This is a genomic window from Pseudomonas sp. B16120, from assembly GCF_044218845.1.
GTDB classification, from domain to species: Bacteria; Pseudomonadota; Gammaproteobacteria; order Pseudomonadales; family Pseudomonadaceae; genus Aquipseudomonas; species Aquipseudomonas paracarnis.
In genome coordinates this window covers 4251907-4271067 of sequence record NZ_CP162588.1, presented here as the reverse complement: position 1 = coordinate 4271067, position 19161 = coordinate 4251907, and the positions used below count along the sequence as shown (strand labels likewise).

16 protein-coding genes are annotated in these 19161 nt (G+C 61.4%); 9 read left to right on the top strand and 7 right to left on the bottom strand.

Annotated features, from left to right (window positions below):
* The first annotated feature begins 83 nt into the window (after window positions 1-83).
* A complete protein-coding gene (locus AB4P90_RS19930; RefSeq protein WP_014719269.1) occupies window positions 84-2171 on the top strand; it encodes an LTA synthase family protein in 2088 nt (695 codons plus the stop codon).
* Window positions 2172-2270: 99 nt separating this feature from the next.
* Here the strand turns inward: AB4P90_RS19930 and AB4P90_RS19925 are convergent, their stop codons facing one another.
* Window positions 2271-2423 carry a DUF3309 family protein gene (locus AB4P90_RS19925; protein WP_003192767.1) on the bottom strand — a complete coding sequence of 51 codons (153 nt, stop codon included), beginning with the start codon at window positions 2421-2423 and terminating at the stop codon, window positions 2271-2273.
* Between the two features lie 329 nt (window positions 2424-2752).
* Between AB4P90_RS19925 and AB4P90_RS19920 the strand changes: the two genes are divergently transcribed.
* Together AB4P90_RS19920 and csrA are read left to right on the top strand one after the other, a co-directional pair.
* Window positions 2753-3568: an SDR family oxidoreductase gene (locus AB4P90_RS19920; RefSeq protein ID WP_073527032.1), complete on the top strand. Its 816-nt coding sequence runs from the start codon at window positions 2753-2755 to the stop codon at window positions 3566-3568.
* A gap of 127 nt (window positions 3569-3695) precedes the next feature.
* On the top strand, window positions 3696-3899 hold the full coding sequence (gene csrA / locus AB4P90_RS19915) for a carbon storage regulator CsrA (RefSeq protein WP_014719267.1): 204 nt from the start codon (window positions 3696-3698) through the stop codon (window positions 3897-3899).
* A 7-nt stretch (window positions 3900-3906) separates the two neighbouring features.
* Here the strand turns inward: csrA and AB4P90_RS19910 are convergent, their stop codons facing one another.
* The 5 genes from AB4P90_RS19910 to mnmC form a co-directional block, all read right to left on the bottom strand.
* Window positions 3907-4134: a YheU family protein gene (locus AB4P90_RS19910; RefSeq protein WP_003192759.1), complete on the bottom strand. Its 228-nt coding sequence runs from the start codon at window positions 4132-4134 to the stop codon at window positions 3907-3909.
* Between the two features lie 72 nt (window positions 4135-4206).
* Entirely contained in the window at window positions 4207-5391 is a 1185-nt protein-coding gene (locus tag AB4P90_RS19905) for an osmoprotectant NAGGN system M42 family peptidase (RefSeq protein ID WP_020302247.1), read from the bottom strand.
* 135 nt (window positions 5392-5526) lie between these two features.
* Entirely contained in the window at window positions 5527-7272 is a 1746-nt protein-coding gene (ngg, locus tag AB4P90_RS19900) for an N-acetylglutaminylglutamine synthetase (RefSeq protein WP_014719265.1), read from the bottom strand.
* Window positions 7273-7275: 3 nt separating this feature from the next.
* Entirely contained in the window at window positions 7276-9048 is a 1773-nt protein-coding gene (locus AB4P90_RS19895; protein WP_201914618.1) for an N-acetylglutaminylglutamine amidotransferase, read from the bottom strand.
* 136 nt (window positions 9049-9184) lie between these two features.
* Entirely contained in the window at window positions 9185-11185 is a 2001-nt protein-coding gene (mnmC, locus tag AB4P90_RS19890; RefSeq protein WP_395605324.1) for a bifunctional tRNA (5-methylaminomethyl-2-thiouridine)(34)-methyltransferase MnmD/FAD-dependent 5-carboxymethylaminomethyl-2-thiouridine(34) oxidoreductase MnmC, read from the bottom strand.
* Window positions 11186-11339: 154 nt separating this feature from the next.
* Here mnmC and pap point away from each other — a divergent pair, with 154 nt between their 5' ends.
* From pap to AB4P90_RS19875, 3 genes are all read left to right on the top strand, one after another.
* Entirely contained in the window at window positions 11340-12854 is a 1515-nt protein-coding gene (gene pap / locus AB4P90_RS19885; protein ID WP_020302249.1) for a polyphosphate:AMP phosphotransferase, read from the top strand.
* A gap of 92 nt (window positions 12855-12946) precedes the next feature.
* Window positions 12947-14131, top strand: coding sequence for a thiolase family protein (locus tag AB4P90_RS19880; RefSeq protein WP_014719261.1), 1185 nt, complete (start codon window positions 12947-12949; stop codon window positions 14129-14131).
* 633 nt (window positions 14132-14764) lie between these two features.
* Window positions 14765-15721, top strand: coding sequence for a DMT family transporter (locus tag AB4P90_RS19875; protein WP_014719260.1), 957 nt, complete (start codon window positions 14765-14767; stop codon window positions 15719-15721).
* On the opposite strand, the gene AB4P90_RS19870 is transcribed toward AB4P90_RS19875, so the two are convergent.
* Window positions 15718-17100 carry a class II fumarate hydratase gene (locus tag AB4P90_RS19870; protein ID WP_133633020.1) on the bottom strand — a complete coding sequence of 461 codons (1383 nt, stop codon included), beginning with the start codon at window positions 17098-17100 and terminating at the stop codon, window positions 15718-15720. The two genes, AB4P90_RS19875 and AB4P90_RS19870, sit on opposite strands and share 4 nt — an antisense overlap.
* 196 nt (window positions 17101-17296) lie before the next feature.
* Here AB4P90_RS19870 and AB4P90_RS19865 point away from each other — a divergent pair, with 196 nt between their 5' ends.
* From AB4P90_RS19865 to AB4P90_RS19855, 3 genes are all read left to right on the top strand, one after another.
* On the top strand, window positions 17297-17815 hold the full coding sequence (locus AB4P90_RS19865; RefSeq protein ID WP_014719258.1) for a DUF2059 domain-containing protein: 519 nt from the start codon (window positions 17297-17299) through the stop codon (window positions 17813-17815).
* Between the two features lie 6 nt (window positions 17816-17821).
* Window positions 17822-18115 (top strand): BolA family transcriptional regulator, encoded by a 294-nt coding sequence (locus AB4P90_RS19860; protein WP_014719257.1) that lies wholly within the window; start codon window positions 17822-17824, stop codon window positions 18113-18115.
* Window positions 18116-18216: 101 nt separating this feature from the next.
* Window positions 18217-19158: a rhodanese-related sulfurtransferase gene (locus AB4P90_RS19855; RefSeq protein WP_019817587.1), complete on the top strand. Its 942-nt coding sequence runs from the start codon at window positions 18217-18219 to the stop codon at window positions 19156-19158.
* The last annotated feature ends 3 nt before the right edge of the window (window positions 19159-19161 follow it).

Sequence of the window (19161 nt, the reverse complement as noted above, 5' to 3'; positions counted from 1 at the left end):
CGCCTACCCCAGCCAGCCTGGGCGAGGGACGGACGCCACTGCATTATTTCGCAACTTAAACTTCCAATGGGTCCTAAAACGACATGGCAAACCCGGACGCCCTGAATCAGCAGCGAGCTTCAAATCGCCTGCTGCAACCGACCGTCAAATCCCATCTGGCGTACACGCTGCTCTGCGCATTGGTCATGATGGTGATGTTTTCCCTGCTGCGCCTGGCGTTGCTGGTCTACAACCGCGAGATGATCCTCGATACGCCGGCCTCGACGTTCCTTGAAGCGTTCGCCAACGGCCTGCGCCTGGACATTCGCCTGGTGATGTACCTGCTGATTCCGCTGCTGTTGGCGCTGTTCAGCGTGCGGGCCATGGCGGCGCGCGGGTTTTTCCGTTTGTGGCTGACCGTCGCGTCCAGCATCGCCTTGTTCCTGGGCTTGATGGAGATGGACTTCTACCGCGAATTCCACCAGCGCCTCAACGGCCTGGTCTTCCAGTATGTGAAGGAAGACCCGAAAACCGTGATGAGCATGCTCTGGTACGGTTTCCCGGTGGTGCGTTACCTGCTGGCCTGGGCCGTGGGCACGCTGATCCTGAGCATGGCCTTCAAGGGCGCTGACCGCGCAACGCGCCCACGGGGCCCGTTCAGCGGCGGCACTGTCAGCACGCGCCAGGTGGCGCCATGGTACAGCCGCATCGCAGTGTTCATGGTTTGCCTGCTGGTCGCCGTGGTCGCCATCCGTGGCACCCTGCGCCAGGGGCCACCGCTGCGTTGGGGTGACGTCTACACCACCGATTCGAACTTCGCCAACCAGTTGGGCCTCAATGGCACCTTGTCGCTGATCGCGGCGGCCAAGGCGCGCTTTGGTGAAGACCGCGCCAACATCTGGAAGGCGACCCTGGAACAACCGCTGGCCACCCAGACCGTGCGTGACATGCTGGTGCTGCCGCAAGAGAAGCTGGTAGACACCGACACCGCTGCCGTGCGCCGTGACTTCACGCCACCGGCCGAGAAAACCCTGCCGATCAAGAACGTCGTGGTGATCCTGATGGAAAGCTTCGCTGGTCATTCGGTGGGCGCATTGGGACGTCCGGGCAATATCACCCCGTACTTCGACAAGTTGACCCACGAGGGCTTGCTGTTCGACCGCTTCTTCTCCAACGGCACCCACACCCACCAGGGTATGTTCGCCACCATGGCCTGCTTCCCGAACCTGCCGGGTTTCGAATACCTGATGCAGACTCCGGAAGGCAGCCACAAGCTGTCGGGCCTGCCGCAGTTGCTCAGTGCGCGTGATTTCGACGATGTGTATGTCTACAACGGCGATTTCGCCTGGGACAACCAGTCGGGCTTCTTCAGCAACCAGGGCATGACCAACTTCATCGGCCGCAATGACTTCGTCGACCCGGTATTCTCCGACCCGACCTGGGGCGTGTCCGACCAGGACATGTTCAACCGTGGCCTGGAAGAACTGAAGGCGCGCGAAGGCGGCAAGCCGTTCTACGCACTGCTGCAAACCCTGTCCAACCACACGCCGTACGCATTGCCGACCCCATTGCCGGTTGAGAAGGTCACCGACCGTGGCAGCCTCAACGAGCATTTGACGGCCATGCGTTACTCCGACTGGGCCTTGGGCCAGTTCTTTGAAAAGGCCCGCAAAGAGCCGTACTTCAAGGAAACCCTGTTTGTGATCGTCGGTGACCACGGCTTTGGCAATGAGCAGCAGATCACCGAGATGGACCTGGGTCGCTTCAACGTGCCGATGCTGATGATTGCACCGGGCATGCGCGAGAAGTTCGGTGAGCGTGACCACACTGTGGGCACCCAGATCGACATCGTGCCGACCATCATGGGCCGCCTGGGCGGCGATACCTTGCACCAGTGCTGGGGCCGCGACCTGCTGAACCTGCCCGAAGGTGACAAGGGTTTCGGCGTGATCAAGCCATCGGGCAGCGACCAGACCGTGGCCTTGCTCACCGGCGACCGCGTACTGGTATTGCCCAAGGAAATGCCACCCAAGTTGTGGGAATACACACTGGGCGCCGAGCCGACTGGCAAGGTGATTCCGGAGTCGCCGGACGAAGCTGCACTCAAGCAGAAACTCGAGTCGTTCCTGCAGACCGCGACCAAGAGCTTGTTGGATAACACCGCAGGTGTCGTGGACGGTAAGCCGGACTAACTGACCGACAATAAAAAAGAGGCCTTCTAGAAGGCCTCTTTTTTTGCTTCTCAATTGTAGGAGCGCTTGCTCGCTCCGACAAACACCGTAGCGCGGTGTTTATATCTTGCCGAGCAACAACAGCACCAGCAGAACAACCAGTACCACACCCAGGATACCCGACGGTCCATAACCCCAGTTACGCGAGTGCGGGAACACCGGCAGACCACCGACCAGCAGCAGGATCAGGATAATAATCAGAATGAGGCTCATGGTTTTATTCCTTATAGGTTCTTTGCAAAAACCGGCTGTTTAACCGTTGGTTCGTCCATGTACAGTGGGACGCCTTACCCATTCCGACTCTGCCACTTCGTAAAAAATTCATTGTTTTTATAAAACATTTTGATGGGTCGCTTATTTCTTTTAACGCGTGCGCAACTTGAACTAATCAGTTGAAAAAAATTGAACTTAATCTATAGGCACGCCTGCGACCGAGCCCACGGTTTGCCCGGGGCATTCATCACCCTGATGGTGCGTGGGTAGAGCAAAAACCTTCGCTACACTGCCGGTCACTTCTTTCGTGAACCACAAGGCTACTTCCTATGCAAAACCGCATGATGATCACTGGCGCCGGGTCTGGCCTGGGTCGCGAAATCGCTCTGCGCTGGGCCCGTGAAGGCTGGCAGTTGGCGTTGTCTGATGTCAGCGAGCCCGGTTTGCAGGAAACCCTCAAGCAGGTTCGCGAAGCCGGGGGGGATGGCTTTACCCAGCGCTGCGACGTGCGTGACTATAGCCAGCTAACGGCCTTTGCCCAGGCCTGTGAGGTGAAGCTCGGGGGCATCGATGTGATCGTCAACAACGCCGGCGTGGCCTCGGGCGGGTTCTTCGCTGAACTGTCCCTGGAGGATTGGGACTGGCAGATCGCAATCAACCTGATGGGCGTCGTCAAAGGCTGCAAGGCGTTCCTGCCGCTGTTGGAAAAGAGCAAGGGGCGCATCATCAACATCGCGTCAATGGCAGCGCTGATGCAGGGCCCGGCCATGAGCAACTACAACGTCGCCAAGGCGGGCGTGGTGGCGTTATCCGAGAGCCTGTTGGTGGAACTCAAGCAACAGGAAGTGGGCGTGCATGTGGTGTGCCCGTCGTTTTTCCAGACCAACCTGCTCGACTCGTTCCGTGGGCCAACCCCAGCCATGAAGGCTCAAGTGGGCAAGTTGCTTGAGAGTTCGCCCATCTCGGCGGCGGATATTGCCGACTACATTTACCAGCGCGTGGCCGAAGGTGAATTCATGATCCTGCCCCACGAGCAAGGCCGCATGGCTTGGGCGTTGAAACAGAAAAATCCGCAACTGCTGTATGACGAAATGACCCTGATGGCCGACAAGATGCGCGCCAAGGCGCAGGCTGTGAAGGGCTGATTTGGCTGCGGTCTGTCAGGCAAGTTACCTACCTGTGTAGGCGGCGCCTGATTTGCCCGCAAGCCATTGCCGGTCCAGCGCGAAGGGGGCATGGTCGAGGTCCTGTTACTGGAAAAGGACTACCGCCATGCTGGTCTTAAGCCGTGCCATAGGCGAAGCCATCGCCATTGGCGATGACATCACCGTGCATATCCTTGAAGTGAACGGTACTCACGTGAAATTCGGCATCGAGGCGCCGGTGGGCGTCAACGTGTACCGTGCCGAGGTGTACCGCAAGATTCTCAAAGGCGAGGGCCAGGCTACCCACCCCGTGCCGGTGCCCAACCCTTAGGCAGGCTTCAGTCGAACAGGTGCTTGGGCACATCGTGCTTGAGCATCAACTGGCATTGCTCGCTCTCGGGATCGAAGACGATCAGCGCCTGGCCTTTGGTCAGCGCCTGGCGCACGCGCAGCACGCGGGTTTCCAGGGGCGTGTCGTCGCCATTGTCGGTGCCGTCGCGGGTGACGAAGTCTTCGATGAGGCGGGTCAGGGTGTCGACTTCAAGTGCATCGTAGGGAATCAGCATACAAGCCTCAGGTGTCAGGTCCCGGCGATGCTACTGTGCCGGGACCTTTGTTGCCAGTATCAACTCACCGCGTCAGGACTTCTGGCCGACCAGGCTGTCTACCGACGGCACGCGGGTGTCGCTCTCCATTTGCGTTTCATGCTCGATCTGATGACTGAACCGATCCAGTGAGCCCTGGGCCGGTTGCGCATCGCTGGCAAACACCGGCGGGCTGAGGATATAGGCGCCCAATAAGCGGCTCAGGGCGGCGAGGCTGTCGATATGGGTACGCTCGTAACCATGGGTGGCGTCACAACCGAAGGCCAGTAATGCAGTGCGAATGTCATGGCCGGCGGTGACCGCCGAGTGCGCATCGCTGAAGTAATAGCGGAACAGATCGCGGCGTACCGGCAGGTCGTTGTCCGACGCCAGGCGCAGCAAGTGGCGGGACAGGTGATAGTCATAGGGCCCGCCGGAGTCCTGCATGGCCACGCTCACCGCATGTTCGCTGGAGTGCTGGCCGGGGGCGACCGGGGCGATATCGATGCCGACAAACTCACTCACATCCCAGGGCAGGGCGGCCGCTGCGCCACTGCCGGTTTCCTCGGTAATGGTGAACAGCGGGTGGCAGTCGATCAGCAAGGGTTCGCCACTGTCGATGATGGCCTTGAGCGCGGCGAGCAGGGCGGCGACGCCGGCCTTGTCGTCCAGGTGGCGAGCGCTGATATGCCCGCTCTCGGTGAACTCGGGCAGTGGGTCGAACGCCACGTAGTCACCCACACTGATGCCCAGGGAGTCGCAGTCGGCACGCGTGGCGCAGTAGGCGTCCAGGCGCAGCTCGACATGGTCCCAGCTCACCGGCATTTCATCCACGGCGGTGTTGAATGCGTGCCCGGAGGCCATCAGCGGTAATACGCTGCCGCGAATCACGCCGTTGTCGGTGAACAGGCTGACCCGGCTACCTTCGGCAAAGCGGCTCGACCAGCAGCCCACCGGCGCCAGGGTCAGGCGCCCGTTGTCCTTGATCGCACGCACGGCGGCGCCGATGGTGTCCAGGTGGGCGGAGACGGCGCGGTCAGGGCTGTTTTTCTGGCCCTTGAGGGTGGCGCGAATGGTGCCGCGTCGGGTCATTTCAAACGGAATGCCGAGCTCTTCCAGGCGTTCGGCGACGTAACGCACGATGGTGTCGGTAAAACCGGTGGGGCTGGGAATGGCGAGCATTTCCAGCAGCACTTTTTGCAGGTACGCGAGATCGGGTTCGGGAATGGTTCGGGTCATGGAAACTCCTGATGAGTTGAGGGCGATCGTTCCCACGCTCTGCGTGGGAACGCCTCAGGGACGCTTTGCGTCCGCTGTGGTGACGCAGAGCATCACAGGCTGCATTCCCACGCGGAGCGTGGGAACGATCGGTAGTCAGGTAGCTGGCTGACTGTGTGGAAACAACAAATCCACAAACTTCTCAGCCGTGGGTTGCGGTTCATGGTTGGCCAGGCCGGCCCGTTCGTTGGCTTCGATAAACACATACTCTGGCTGGTCGGCCGCAGGTACCATCAGGTCCAGGCCGACCATAGGGATATCCAGGGCACGGGCCGCACGTACGGCTGCGTCCACCAGTGTCGGGTGCAGGATCGCCGTGACATCTTCCAGGCAACCCCCGGTGTGCAGGTTGGCGGTGCGTCGCACGGCCAGTTGCACGCCACGGGGCAGGATGCTGTTGTAGTCGTAACCTGCGGCTTTGAGGGTGCGCTCGGTTTCTGCATCCAGCGGGATTTTGCTCTCGCCGTCGGTGGCCGCCTGGCGACGACGGCTTTGCGCCTGGATCAACGCGCGAATCGAATGCTGGCCGTCGCCGATCACTTCGGCAGGGCGACGAATCGCAGCCGCGACCACTTCAAAACCGATCACCAGAATGCGCAGGTCCAGGCCTTCGTGGAAGCTTTCCAGCAACACGCGGCTGTCGAACTGGCGCGCCGCTTCGATCGCCTGCTGCACCTCTTCGATGCTGCGCAGATCCACGGCGACGCCATGGCCTTGCTCGCCATCCAGCGGCTTGACCACGATGCGCTGGTGTTCGTCGAGAAACTCCAGGTTGTCGTCGGCACTGCCCGCCAACTGTTGCACCGGCACCTGCAGGCCCGCCGCCTTGAGCACCTTGTGGGTGAGGCTCTTGTCCTGGCACAGGGTCATGCTGATGGCGCTGGTCAGGTCGCTCAAGGACTCACGGCAACGCACGCGACGCCCGCCGTGGCTGAGGGTGAACAGGCCCGCATCGGCGTCGTCAACGTGCACATCAATACCGCGTCGGTGGGCTTCTTCGACAATGATGCGCGCGTAAGGGTTGAACTCCGCCTGAGGCCCCGGGCCCAGAAACAGCGGTTGATTGATGCCGTTCTTGCGCTTGATTGCAAAGGTGGTCAACGCCCGAAAGCCGAGCTTGGCGTAAAGGCTCTTGGCCTGGCGGTTATCGTGCAGCACCGACAAGTCCAGGTAGCTCAAGCCTCGGCTCATGAAGTGCTCCACCAAGTGGCGCACCAACACTTCACCGACGCCAGGGCGGGTGCATTGAGGGTCGACGGCCAAACACCAGAGGCTGCAACCGTTCTCCGGGTCGTGGAAGGCCTTGTGATGGTTGAGGCCCATCACGCTGCCAATCACCGCGCCGCTGTCTTCATCTTCGGCCAGCCAGTACACCGGGCCGCCTTGATGACGTGGGGTGAGGCGTTCCGGGTCGATGGGCAGCATCCCGCGGCCCTGGTACAAGTGGTTGACCGCTTGCCAGTCGGCCTCGCTCTGTACCCGGCGAATACGAAAGCCGCGAAACACCCGGGTGGCCGGGCGGTAGTCGGTGAACCACAGGCGCAGGGTGTCGGACGGGTCGAGGAACAGTTGCTGCGGGTCAATGCCCAGGATTTGCTGGGGCGCTGCCACGTACAGGGCGATATCGCGCTCGCCAGGCTGCTCGTTGAGCAGTTCCTGGGCCAGGCTTGCCGGGTCGGGAAAGGTGTGGCCAATCAACAACCGGCCCCAGCCGCAATGCACGGCAATCGGGTCGGCGGCCAGTGCGCTGCCATCTTCGGCCAGGCGCGCTTGCAGGCGCTCGTAGGTCGGCGCCTGGCCCTTGAGTAAGCGTTGGCTGTAAGCCGCGGCATTCGGTTTCATGGATCAGATTCCTTGTTCGCTCAGCCACAGGTTCAGCGCCGCCAGCTGCCACAGCTTGGAGCCGCGCAGCGGGGTCAATTGGCCTTGCGGGTCGGTGAGCAAGCGGTCGAGCATGGCCGGGTTGAACAGCCCGCGGTCCTGGCTCGGGTCCAGCAGCAACTCGCGCACCCAATTCAAGGTATCGCCCTGCAGGTGCTTGAGGCCGGGCACGGGGAAGTAGCCTTTCTTGCGGTCGATGACTTCGCTGGGGATCACCCGACGCGCCGCTTCCTTGAGCACCTGTTTGCCGCCGTCGGGCAGCTTGAACTGGGCCGGCACACGGGCCGACAGTTCTACCAGGCGGTAGTCGAGGAACGGTGTGCGCGCTTCCAGGCCCCAGGCCATGGTCATGTTGTCGACGCGTTTGACCGGGTCGTCCACCAGCATCACCGTGCTGTCCAGACGCAGGGCCTTGTCCACCGCCGCGTCGGCGCCCGGCATCGCGAAATGCTCGCGCACGAAGTCGCCGGCAGCGTCGTTGGCGGTCAGCCATTGGGGCGCGACGGTCGCCGCGTAGTCGTCGTAGCTGCGGTCGAAAAACGCCTCGCGATAGGCCGCGTACGGGTCGCTGGCACCGTCCACTTGCGGGTACCAGTGGTAACCGGCGAACAGTTCATCGGCGCCCTGGCCGCTCTGCACCACTTTGCAATGCTTGGCCACTTCCCGCGACAGCAGGTAGAAGGCGATGCAGTCATGGCTGACCATCGGCTCGCTCATGGCGCGGAAGGCTGCTGGCAGTTGCTCGATGATCTCGCTTTCGGCGATGCGCAGTTGGTGGTGATGGGTGCCGTAGTGTTTGGCGATCAGGTCTGAGTACTGGAACTCATCGCCACGTTCGCCGCCGGCGTCTTCAAAGCCGATGGAGAAGGTCGACAAATCCTCCACGCCCACTTCACGCAGCAGGCCGACGAGCATGCTCGAATCGACGCCGCCTGACAGCAGCACACCCACATCCACCGCCGCACGTTGGCGGATGGCCACGGCTTCGCGGGTGCTGTCGAGCACGCGGTCGGTCCAGTCTTCCAGGGTCAGGTGTTTTTCGTCCTCATGGGGGCCGTAGGGCAGGGTCCACCAGGTTTTCTGTTCAGTCTTGCCGCTGGCGTCGATGCGCATCCAACTGGCGGGCGGCAGCTTTTCGATGCCGGCCAACAGCGTGCGCGGCGCGGGGACCACGGCGTGGAAATTCAGGTAGTGGTTGAGGGCGACCGGATCGAGGATCGGGTTGATATCCCCACCCTTGAGCAACGCTGGCAACGCCGAGGCGAAACGCAGGCGCTGGCCGGTGCGCGACAGGTACAAGGGCTTCACACCGAGACGGTCACGAGCGATGAACAGACGCTGGGCATCACGCTCCCAGATGGCGAAAGCGAACATGCCGTTGAGCTTGGGCAGCAGCGCTTCGCCCCAGGCGTGATAACCCTTGAGCAACACTTCGGTGTCGCCACCGGAATAGAAGGCGTAACCCAGGGCTTCCAGCTCTTGGCGCAGCTCCGGGAAATTATAGATAGCGCCATTGAACGCCAGGGACAGCCCCAGATGGGCGTCGACCATCGGTTGGGCAGAGCCGTCCGACAGGTCCATGATCTTCAGGCGGCGGTGGCCCAGGGCAATCGGCCCTTGGGCATGAAAGCCCCAGGCGTCGGGGCCTCGGGGGGCGAGGTGATGGGTGATGCGTTCTACGGCTGCCAGGTCGGCAGGTTGATAATCAAAGCGTAACTCGCCAGCTAGTCCACACATAAGTTCCTTACCGGTTTTTCCGTTGGGGAGGGGTCAACACTCAATACGCCCAAAAGGGCGCGTACCCAGAAACTGACCCAGTGCTATGCGTGGAGTTTTAGACCGATAAGTTATAAGGCAGATAGCCGCCTTGCCTTTAATCCGGCTTTTTTTGTGCAGCGCCCTGGCCTCGCACCAACGCGCGCAGGGCAAATCGATTGGGGTGGCAAGCCTCGGCTACGCTGGTTGGCACTGGCAGGGGCTCATCACTCAGCCATGCAGCCAGCAGTTCGCCGCACAACGGCGCAGTGATCAGGCCACGCGAGCCATGGCCGCTATTGAGAAACAGCCCCGGCAGCCACGGGCAGGGCGTTTGCGGCACTTGCCGCGCGTCTTTGCCCAGTACCGCATAAGCCTGCTCAAACGCCGCATGGTCAGCCAGTGGCCCAACGATGGGCAGGTAGTCAGGGCTGGTACAACGAAACGCGGCACGGCCCTCCAGCTGTTCAGGTGTCAAGCGATCAGCACCCAGGCGTTGCAGCAGGTCGGTAGAAATCTCACCCAGCATCTGCAGGTTGCCATGGTGTTCGGCGGGCGTGGGCGTGAGGTCTTGATTGTTGAAGTCGAAACTCGCGCCCAGGGTGTGTTCGCCAAGCCGGGCCGGCGCGACGTAGCCTTCGGCACAGACCACCGTGGCCAGCGCTTTACTCGCGCAGGTTTGCGCCAGCCGAGTGATCTGCCCACGGATGCGCTTGAGCGGTATGTCTGCACTGAAGGGGAAACGCTTGATCTCCGCAGCCCCGGCGAGCACCACGACACTGGCGCTGGCCAATACGCGGTCACCGGCGCGGGCTTGCCATTGGTCGTCGAGCCGGCGCAGTTCCAGGGCCTCGTGGTGGGTGAGCACTTCAATCAGTGGATGTTTCGCCTGCCACTGACACAGCGCGGGCGGATGCACCCAACCGCCCTGTGGAAAAAACAACCCGCCGTGGGCCAGTTCGATTCCCGCCTTTTGCTGCGCCTGCTCGCGGTCCAGCAGATGCAGCAGGTCCGGAGCAAAGGCGTTGGCCAATTGAGCCTGACGCTGGGTTTCTTTAGCGTCAAACGCCAGTTGCAACACGCCACAGCCGTCCCAATCGACACCTCGGTGCAAATGTTCCAGCAGGCGTCGGGTGTGGCCAAAACCGCTGACTATCAGTTGGGACAAGGCCGTGCCATGGGCCGAAAGCTTGAGGTACAACACACCCTGTGGGTTGCCCGAAGCTTCCTGTGCCAGGCCGGCATGGCGCTCCAGAAGGCTGACACGCCAACCCCGGGCGGCCAGGCTGGCGGCGGTCGCGCAACCGGCCAGGCCACCGCCGATGACCAGGGCATGACGTTCTCCCTCGATGGCGGGTGGCCGGGCGAACCAGGGTTTACGTGGGGCCGGCGCGGGTAAGTCGGCGGGCCAACCGACAAACTCCCCACGCAGGATCTCCCACTTATGGCCGATGCCTGGCGTGCGTTTCATCTTGAACCCGGCGGCATTGATCAACCGCCTTACCCAGCCGGTGCTGGTGAAGGTGCTGATGGTCGAGCCCGGTGCCGCCAGGCGCGCCAGTTGGGCGAACAGCTCAGCGGTCCACATGTCGGGGTTTTTCGCCGGGGCGAACCCGTCGAGAAACCACGCATCGACCTGGGCGTCCAGTTGCGGCAATTGTTCCAGCGCATCACCGATCAACAGGGTCAGGGTCACGCGGCCATTGTCCAATACCAGGCGCTGAAAACCCTGGTGGATGGCAATGTATTGCGTCAGCAGTTGCTCGGCCAAGGGTTGCAGTTCGGGCCAGAGGGCGAGGGCGCGTTGCAGGTCGGCATGGCTGAGGGGGTACTTTTCCACGCTGACAAAGTGCAGCCGCGCACCGGCGACTGCGTGCTGTTCGAACAACTGCCAGGCGCAGAGGAAGTTCAAACCGGTGCCGAAGCCAGTTTCACCAATCACCAGGCGCCCACCTGTGGGCAAGGCGGCGAAGCGTTCCTGCAAGCGGTTCTGCTCCAGGAACACGTAGCGGGTTTCTTCCAGGCCCGACTGGTCGGAGAAATACACGTCGTCGAATACCCGCGAATGCGGGCGGCCTTGGTCATCCCAGTCGAGCTGGGCGTGGGTGATGGGGTTCATGGCGGCTCATAAAATGAAAGCGGGCAAAGGCAAGGCGGCCATTCTAGCCGATCAACAGGCGTTGAATTGATCCATGGCAAGGCTGGGTTGTATTTCCTTGCGCGTGTCTTGGCCCAATCCGCTAGTCTTGAGCCATCTTGAAACGGAGCTGCCCATGTTCGAATCCGCCGAAATCGGTCACGCCATCGACAAAGACACCTACGACGCCGAAGTGCCTGCCCTGCGTGAAGCCTTGCTGGAAGTTCAGTACGAGCTGCAACAGCAGAAGCGCTTCCCGGTGATCATCCTCATCAACGGCATCGAGGGCGCGGGCAAGGGTGAAACCGTCAAGCTGCTCAATGAATGGATGGACCCGCGCCTGATCGAAGTGCGCACCTTCGACCAGCAGACCGACGAAGAACTGGCGCGCCCACCGGCATGGCGCTACTGGCGGCAACTGCCGGCCAAGGGCCGCATGGGCATTTTCTTCGGCAACTGGTACAGCCAGATGCTCCAAGGCCGCGTGCATGGGCAGATCAAGGATGCGCGGCTGGACCAGGCCATTGCCGGCGCCGAACGTCTGGAAAAGATGCTCTGCGATGAAGGTGCGCTGATCTTCAAGTTCTGGTTCCATCTGTCCAAAAAACAGATGAAGGCGCGCCTCAAGGCTTTGGCCGACGACCCGCTGCACAGCTGGCGTATCAGCCCATTGGACTGGCAGCAGTCCAGGACCTACGACAAGTTCGTACATTTCGGTGAGCGGGTGCTGCGCCGCACCAGCCGCGATTACGCGCCGTGGCATGTGATCGAAGGCGTCGACCCCCATTACCGGGGGCTGACCGTGGGCAAGATCCTGCTCGATGGGCTGCAAAGTGCCCTGAAGCAGGCCAAGGTCAAGGCCAGCGGTATGAACCCGGCGCCGTTGCTTGCCTCGGTGGACCAAAAGAGCCTGCTCGACAGCCTCGACATGACCCTGCGCCTGGACAAGGATGATTACGAAGAACAACTGATTACCGAGCAGGCGCGCTTCTCTGGGCTGATGCGCGACAAACGCATGCGCAAGCACGCGTTGGTGAGTGTATTCGAGGGCAACGACGCGGCAGGCAAGGGCGGGGCGATCCGCCGTGTGGCGGCAGCACTGGACCCACGCCAGTACCACATCGTGCCGATTGCCGCGCCCAGCGAAGACGAACGGGCCCAGCCTTATCTGTGGCGGTTCTGGCAGAAGATCCCGGCGCGCGGCATGTTCACCGTGTTTGACCGCTCCTGGTACGGTCGCGTGCTGGTGGAGCGCATCGAAGGCTTCTGTACCCCAGCGGACTGGATGCGCGCCTATGGCGAGATCAATGACTTCGAAGAGCAACTGCGCGATGCGGGCGTGATCGTGGTCAAGTTCTGGCTGGCCATCGACAAGGAGACGCAGCTGGAACGCTTCCAGGCCCGTGAAGAAATCCCCTTCAAGCGCTTCAAGATTACTGAAGACGACTGGCGCAATCGCGACAAGTGGGACGACTACCGCGCGGCGGTGGGCGACATGGTTGACCGCACCAGCACCGAGGTGGCGCCTTGGACCCTGGTAGAAGCCAACGACAAACGCTGGGCGCGGGTCAAGGTGCTGCGCACCATCAACCGTGCGCTGGAAGAGGCGTTTGATAAAAGCGACAAGCACGACAAAAAGAAAAAGAAATAGCCCATGCTTTTGCATCCACGCAGTGAATGATCATCGCGGTCGGCCTGGCCCGGCTCTATCCTCGATCCACAACCACAAGATTGAGGTAGCCCATGCGTGAAGTAGTGATCGTCGACAGCGTGCGAACCGGCCTGGCCAAGTCCTTTCGCGGCAAGTTCAACCAGACCCGCCCCGATGACATGGCGGCCCATTGTGTCAATGCGCTGCTGGCCCGCAACGGTATCGACCCGGCGACGGTAGAAGACTGCATCGTCGGTGCCGGCTCCAACGAAGGCGCCCAGGGCTATAACATCGGGCGTAACGTGGCGGTGCTCTCGCAACTGGGCACCGGTACGGCGGGCATGACCCTCAACCGTTTCTGTTCGTCGGGCTTGCAGGCGATTGCCATTGCCGCCAACCAGATCGCTTCGGGCTGCAGCGACATCATTGTTGCCGGTGGCGTGGAGTCCATCAGCCTGACCATGAAGAGCGTCAACACCGATAACCTGATCAACCCGCTGCTTAAGGAACAGGTGCCGGGCATTTACTTGCCCATGGGCCAGACCGCCGAAATCGTTGCGCGCCGCTATCACGTCAGCCGCGAAGACCAGGATCTTTACGCGCTGCAAAGCCAGCAGCGCACCGCCCAGGCCCAGGCTGATGGCTTGTTCAACGATGAAATCGTGCCGATGGCGGTCAAGTACAAGGTCGAGGACAAGAACACTGGCACGGTGCAGATCCTGGATGGCGTGGTCGACCGTGACGACTGCAACCGCCCGGACACCACCCTGGCCAGCCTCAGCGGCCTGAAGCCGGTATTTGCCGAGGATGGCTCGGTGACGGCAGGTAACTCCTCGCAGCTTTCCGACGGTGCGTCGATGACCTTGGTGATGAGCCTGGAAAAAGCCTTGGCACTGGGGCTCAAGCCCAAGGCGTTCTTCCGGGGCTTTACCGTGGCCGGTTGCGAACCGGATGAAATGGGCATTGGCCCGGTGTTCTCGGTGCCCAAGTTGCTCAAGGCCAAGGGCTTGCAGGTGGCGGACATCGACGTGTGGGAACTCAATGAGGCCTTTGCTTCCCAGTGCCTTTACGCACGCAATCGCCTGGAGATCGATAATGCCAAATACAATGTCAACGGCGGCTCGATTTCCATCGGGCACCCGTTCGGCATGACCGGCTCGCGGCAGGTGGGGCACCTGGTGCGCGAGCTGCAACGGCGCAACCTGCGTTACGGGATTGTCACCATGTGCGTGGGGGGCGGGATGGGCGCCACCGGACTCTTCGAAGCCGTACGCTGATTGCGGTTGGAACAGCGCCAGTGTGGGAGGGCTAATGTGGGAGCTGGCTTGCCTGCGATGACGGCCTACTAGCCGATACTTCTCTCCCTGACACCCCACAACCCAACTGTGGGAGCGGGCCTGCTCGCGAAGGCGGCCTGGCAGGCGACACTGTAATAGCGAGTACATATCCGTTTCTGCGGTAACGGCCACCTAGGGTTCCGCCTGACGGCGGGTCACTTTGGAAAAGCCCCAAAGTAACCAAAGGGCTCTTGCCCCACCACTCGGCACCTCGCCTAGGCTCGGTGTGCCCGAACGCAGGCTTGAATCCGTGGGCCGCCGCCACGCGCCATCCATGGCGCGGGGCGGCTAACCCGGCGTCCTGCCGGGTTACCCACGAATTCAAACCTGCGTTCGGCCAGCGTGGTTTAACGGGGCGCTTAAGATCAAAATCAAAAGCAGATCAAGAGCCAGATCAAGAGCGGCTCGCTTCGCATCGTGGTTACCGTTGGCTGCAACAACCTATGAAATTTATATAGATGCCTATGGCCATCGCTTGCAAGCCAGCTCCCCCATTCAAGACTGTGACGTATCCGAACTCAGTGACTTGCCCCTAGAATGCCTGCTCCACTTCCTCTGGCATCTGGGGCACTCATGCACATCTCTTCCGGCCGCTGGGTCTACGGTTTTTTCCTGACCCTGCTGACCGCGTTTCTGTGGGGCATTCTTCCGATCAAGCTCAAGCAAGTGTTGCAGGTGATGGATCCGATCACTGTGACTTGGTTTCGCCTCATGGTAGCGGGCACGTGCCTGTTCGTTTACCTGGCCGCCACCAAACGCCTGCCCAGCCGCAAAGTGCTTGGCCCCAAGGGTGGGTGGCTGGTGGGCATGGCGGTGTGTGGCCTGGTGGGCAACTACGTGTTGTACCTGGTGGGCCTGAAAATGCTCAGCCCGGGCACGGCGCAGTTGGTGGTGCAGATGGGGCCGATCTTTCTGATGGTAGCCAGTGTGTTTGTGTTCAAGGAGCGCTTCAGCCTGGGGCAGGGAGTGGGGTTGTTGGTGCTGATCGCAGGCTTTGGTTTGTTCTTCAACCAACGTCTGGTGGAATTGCTGACGTCCATGGGCACCTACACCGCCGGTGTGCTGACGATCCTGCTCGCCACCACCATCTGGGTGTTCTATGCACTGGGTCAGAAGCAGTTGCTGACGGTGTGGAATTCGCTGCAGGTGATGATGGTGATCTATCTGTCGTGCGCGCTGTTGCTCACCCCTTGGGCACATCCGCTGGAGGCGTTGCAGTTGAGCCCGCTGCAAGGCTGGCTGCTGCTGGCGTGCTGCATGAATACGCTGGTGGCCTACGGCGCATTTGCCGAAGCCCTGGCGCATTGGGAAGCTTCGCGGGTCAGTGCAACCCTGGCGTTGACGCCCCTGGTGACCTTCGTAGCCGTGGCGGTAGCGGCGTGGCTATGGCCGGACTATGTGCAAGCCGAAGAGATCAATGCCTTGGGGTATGTGGGGGCGCTAGTGGTGGTGACGGGCTCGGCGATGGTGGCGCTGGCGCCTTCGCTGCTCGCCGGGCTCAGGGCCCGGCGGCTGCGGATGTCGGTTTAAGCGCCGAGCATGTTTTCCGGGCGTACCCACTGGTCAAACTCGGCATCGTTAAGATAGCCGAGTTCCAGTGCAGCCTCACGCAGTGTCAGCCCTTCGGCGTAAGCCTTCTTGGCGATCTCGGCCGACTTGTCGTAGCCGATATGCGGGTTGAGTGCAGTGACCAGCATCAGCCCGCGTTCCAGGTGCTGGGCCATTTGCTCGGCGTCGGGTTCAAGACCGGCAATGCAATGCTCCTGAAAGTTGTTGCAGCCATCGGCCAGCAGGCGAATCGACTCCAGCAGGTTGTGGATGATCACCGGTTTGTACACGTTCAACTGCAAGTGCCCTTGGCTGGCGGCCATGCCGATGGTCACGTCGTTGCCCAGTACCTGGCAGGCCAGCATCGACAGCGCTTCGCACTGGGTCGGATTGACCTTGCCGGGCATGATCGAACTGCCCGGTTCGTTGGCCGGCAACTTGACTTCGGCCAGCCCGGCGCGAGGGCCCGAACCCAGCAGGCGCAGGTCGTTGGCGATTTTCATCAGCGCCACGGCCAGGGTTTTCAGCGCGCCGTGCAGGGTCACCAGCGGCTCATGGCCGGAGAGGGCGGCGAATTTGTTCGGCGCGGTCACAAAGGGTAAACCTGACAACGCGGCCAGTTCGGAAGCAATCGCCTCGCCAAAGCCATGAGGGGCATTGAGGCCGGTGCCGACGGCAGTGCCGCCCTGGGCCAGCTCGCACACCGCGGGCAGGGCGCTGCGGATCGCACGCTCGGCGTAATCGAGCTGGGCGATAAACGCCGAAAGTTCCTGGCCGAAGGTGATCGGCGTGGCATCCATCATGTGGGTACGGCCGGTCTTGACCAGTTTCATATGCCGCGCGGCCAATTCCGCCAGGCCACCGGACAAGGTGGCGATCGCCGGCAGCAGTTGCTTGTTCACCGCTTGCACCGCAGCAATGCTCATGGCAGTAGGGAAGCAGTCGTTGGAACTCTGGGAACGGTTGACGTGATCGTTGGGGTGCACCGGGCTCTTGCCGCCGCGGTTGTTGCCGGCCAGTTCGTTGGCGCGGCCAGCGATCACTTCGTTGGCGTTCATGTTGCTCTGGGTGCCACTGCCGGTCTGCCAGACCACCAGCGGGAACTGGTCGTCGTGCTGGCCGTCCAGAACCTCGTCGGCAGCTTGCTCGATCAGGCGGGCAATATCGGCGGGCAGGTCGCCGTTACGGTCGTTGACCCGTGCCGCAGCCTTCTTGATCAAGGCCAAGGCATGCAATACCGCCAGCGGCATGCGCTGCTCGCCAATCGCGAAATTGACCAGCGAACGTTGGGTTTGCGCACCCCAATAGGCGTCATCAGGGACCTGTACTTCCCCCAGGCTGTCGGTTTCGATACGGCTCATCGGTCACCCTCCTTATCCAGTCGTGATTGGTCAGTTTAGGCCCTGGCGGCCAGCGTGGGTTCCCTAAAAGCGCATTTGTGCCCTCGTGCCCCGTGAAACCAGGGCTTGCCGAGGGGTGGGGTTGAGCCGCGAGGTTTTTTAGGCGCAGAATGGTCGCCCTTGGGGTCTTACCTCGCCTGCTAGAAAAGGAAACTCGATGACTCGTCTTCGTGCCATCTGTACCGCGGTTGCTCTGGTTTGCGCCAGCGGCCAGGTTCTTGCCGATACCGCCAGCCACAACGCCAGTGCCGAAGCCTTCCTTACCCTGGCCCATGCTGACAAGCTGGGGACCCCGGTGTACATGCAAGTGCAGCAAATGTTCGCCCAGCGTTTCGAACAGACCAAGGCGCCTGCCGCCAAGCAGTCCGTACTGGACAGCTACCAGGCCAAGGCCAACGCCGCTCTGGACCAGGCCATCGGCTGGCCGAAGCTCAAGCCCGACATGGTCAAGCTCTACACCACCAACTTCAGCGAATCCGAGCTCAAGGACCTGGTAGCGTTCTACCAGTCGCCACTTGGCAAGAAAGTCCTGGAAAAAATGCCCCAGCTGACCCAGCAGTCGGCCCAGATGACCCAGGCCAAGCTGGAAAGCGCCGTACCGGTGGTGAACAAGCTGTTGGAAGACATGACCAACGAGCTGGCGCCAAAAGCCGCCGCACCGGCCAAGAAGAAGTAAGCAGGAATGACCATGCAACAGCGTATCGAAACGGCCCTTGCCGCCCTGGCCCCGGAGCATTTGAGCGTGCTGGATGAAAGCCACATGCACAGTCGTGGGTTGCAGACCCACTTCAAGGCCGTGCTGGTCAGCCAGCAGTTCGAGGGGCTTAACCGCGTCAAGCGCCACCAGAAGGTCTACGCCACCCTGGGTAGCCTGATGAGCGAATTTCATGCGCTGGCGCTGCATACCTATACGCCCGAAGAATGGGCGACAATCGGCGCAGCCCCGGCCTCGCCGACCTGCGCCGGCGGACATTGATGGGGTAACCCTGATAGAATCCGCAACGCGCCGCTTAGCCGGCGCGTTTTTTTTGCATCCGGTTCACCCCTTACGAGGGTAGCCACCTGGAGAGAACACCCATGACTCAACCGATTGTCGTGGCGGCACTGTACAAGTTCGTCACCCTCGAAGATTACGTCGCCCTGCGCGAGCCCCTGTTGCAGGCGATGGTCGATAACGGCATCAAAGGCACCTTGCTGATCGCCGAAGAAGGCATCAACGGCACCGTTTCCGGCAGCCGCGAAGGCATTGACGGCCTGATGGCCTGGCTCAAGAAAGACCCACGCATGGTCGACATCGACCACAAAGAGTCTTACTGCGACGACCAGCCGTTCTACCGCACCAAGGTCAAACTCAAGAAAGAGATCGTGACCCTGGGTGTCGAAGGCGTGGACCCGAACAAAAAGGTGGGTACTTACGTCGACCCGCAGGATTGGAACGCGCTGATCAGCGACCCGGAAGTATTGTTGATCGACACCCGTAACGACTACGAAGTGTCCATCGGCACCTTTGAAGGCGCAATCGACCCGAAAACTACCAGTTTTCGCGAATTTCCCGACTACATCAAAGCCCACTTCGACCCGGCCAAGCACAAGAAGGTCGCCATGTTCTGCACTGGCGGCATTCGCTGTGAGAAGGCGTCGAGCTACATGCTCAGCGAAGGCTTCGATGAGGTCTACCACCTCAAGGGCGGTATCCTGAAGTACCTCGAAGAGGTGCCCCAGGAAGAAACCAAATGGCAGGGCGACTGCTTTGTGTTCGACAATCGCGTGACCGTGCGCCACGACTTGAGCGAAGGCGACTACGATCAATGTCATGCCTGCCGCACACCGGTGAGCGTAGAAGACCGCGCCTCCGAGCATTATGTGGCCGGCATCAGTTGCCCCCATTGCTGGGATAAGCTGCCGGAGAAGACCCGTCGCAGTGCGATCGACCGCCAGAAGCAGATCGAACTGGCCAAGGCCCGCAACATGCCGCACCCGATTGGTTACAACTACAAGCAAACCCCTTCCGAGGCCTGAGCC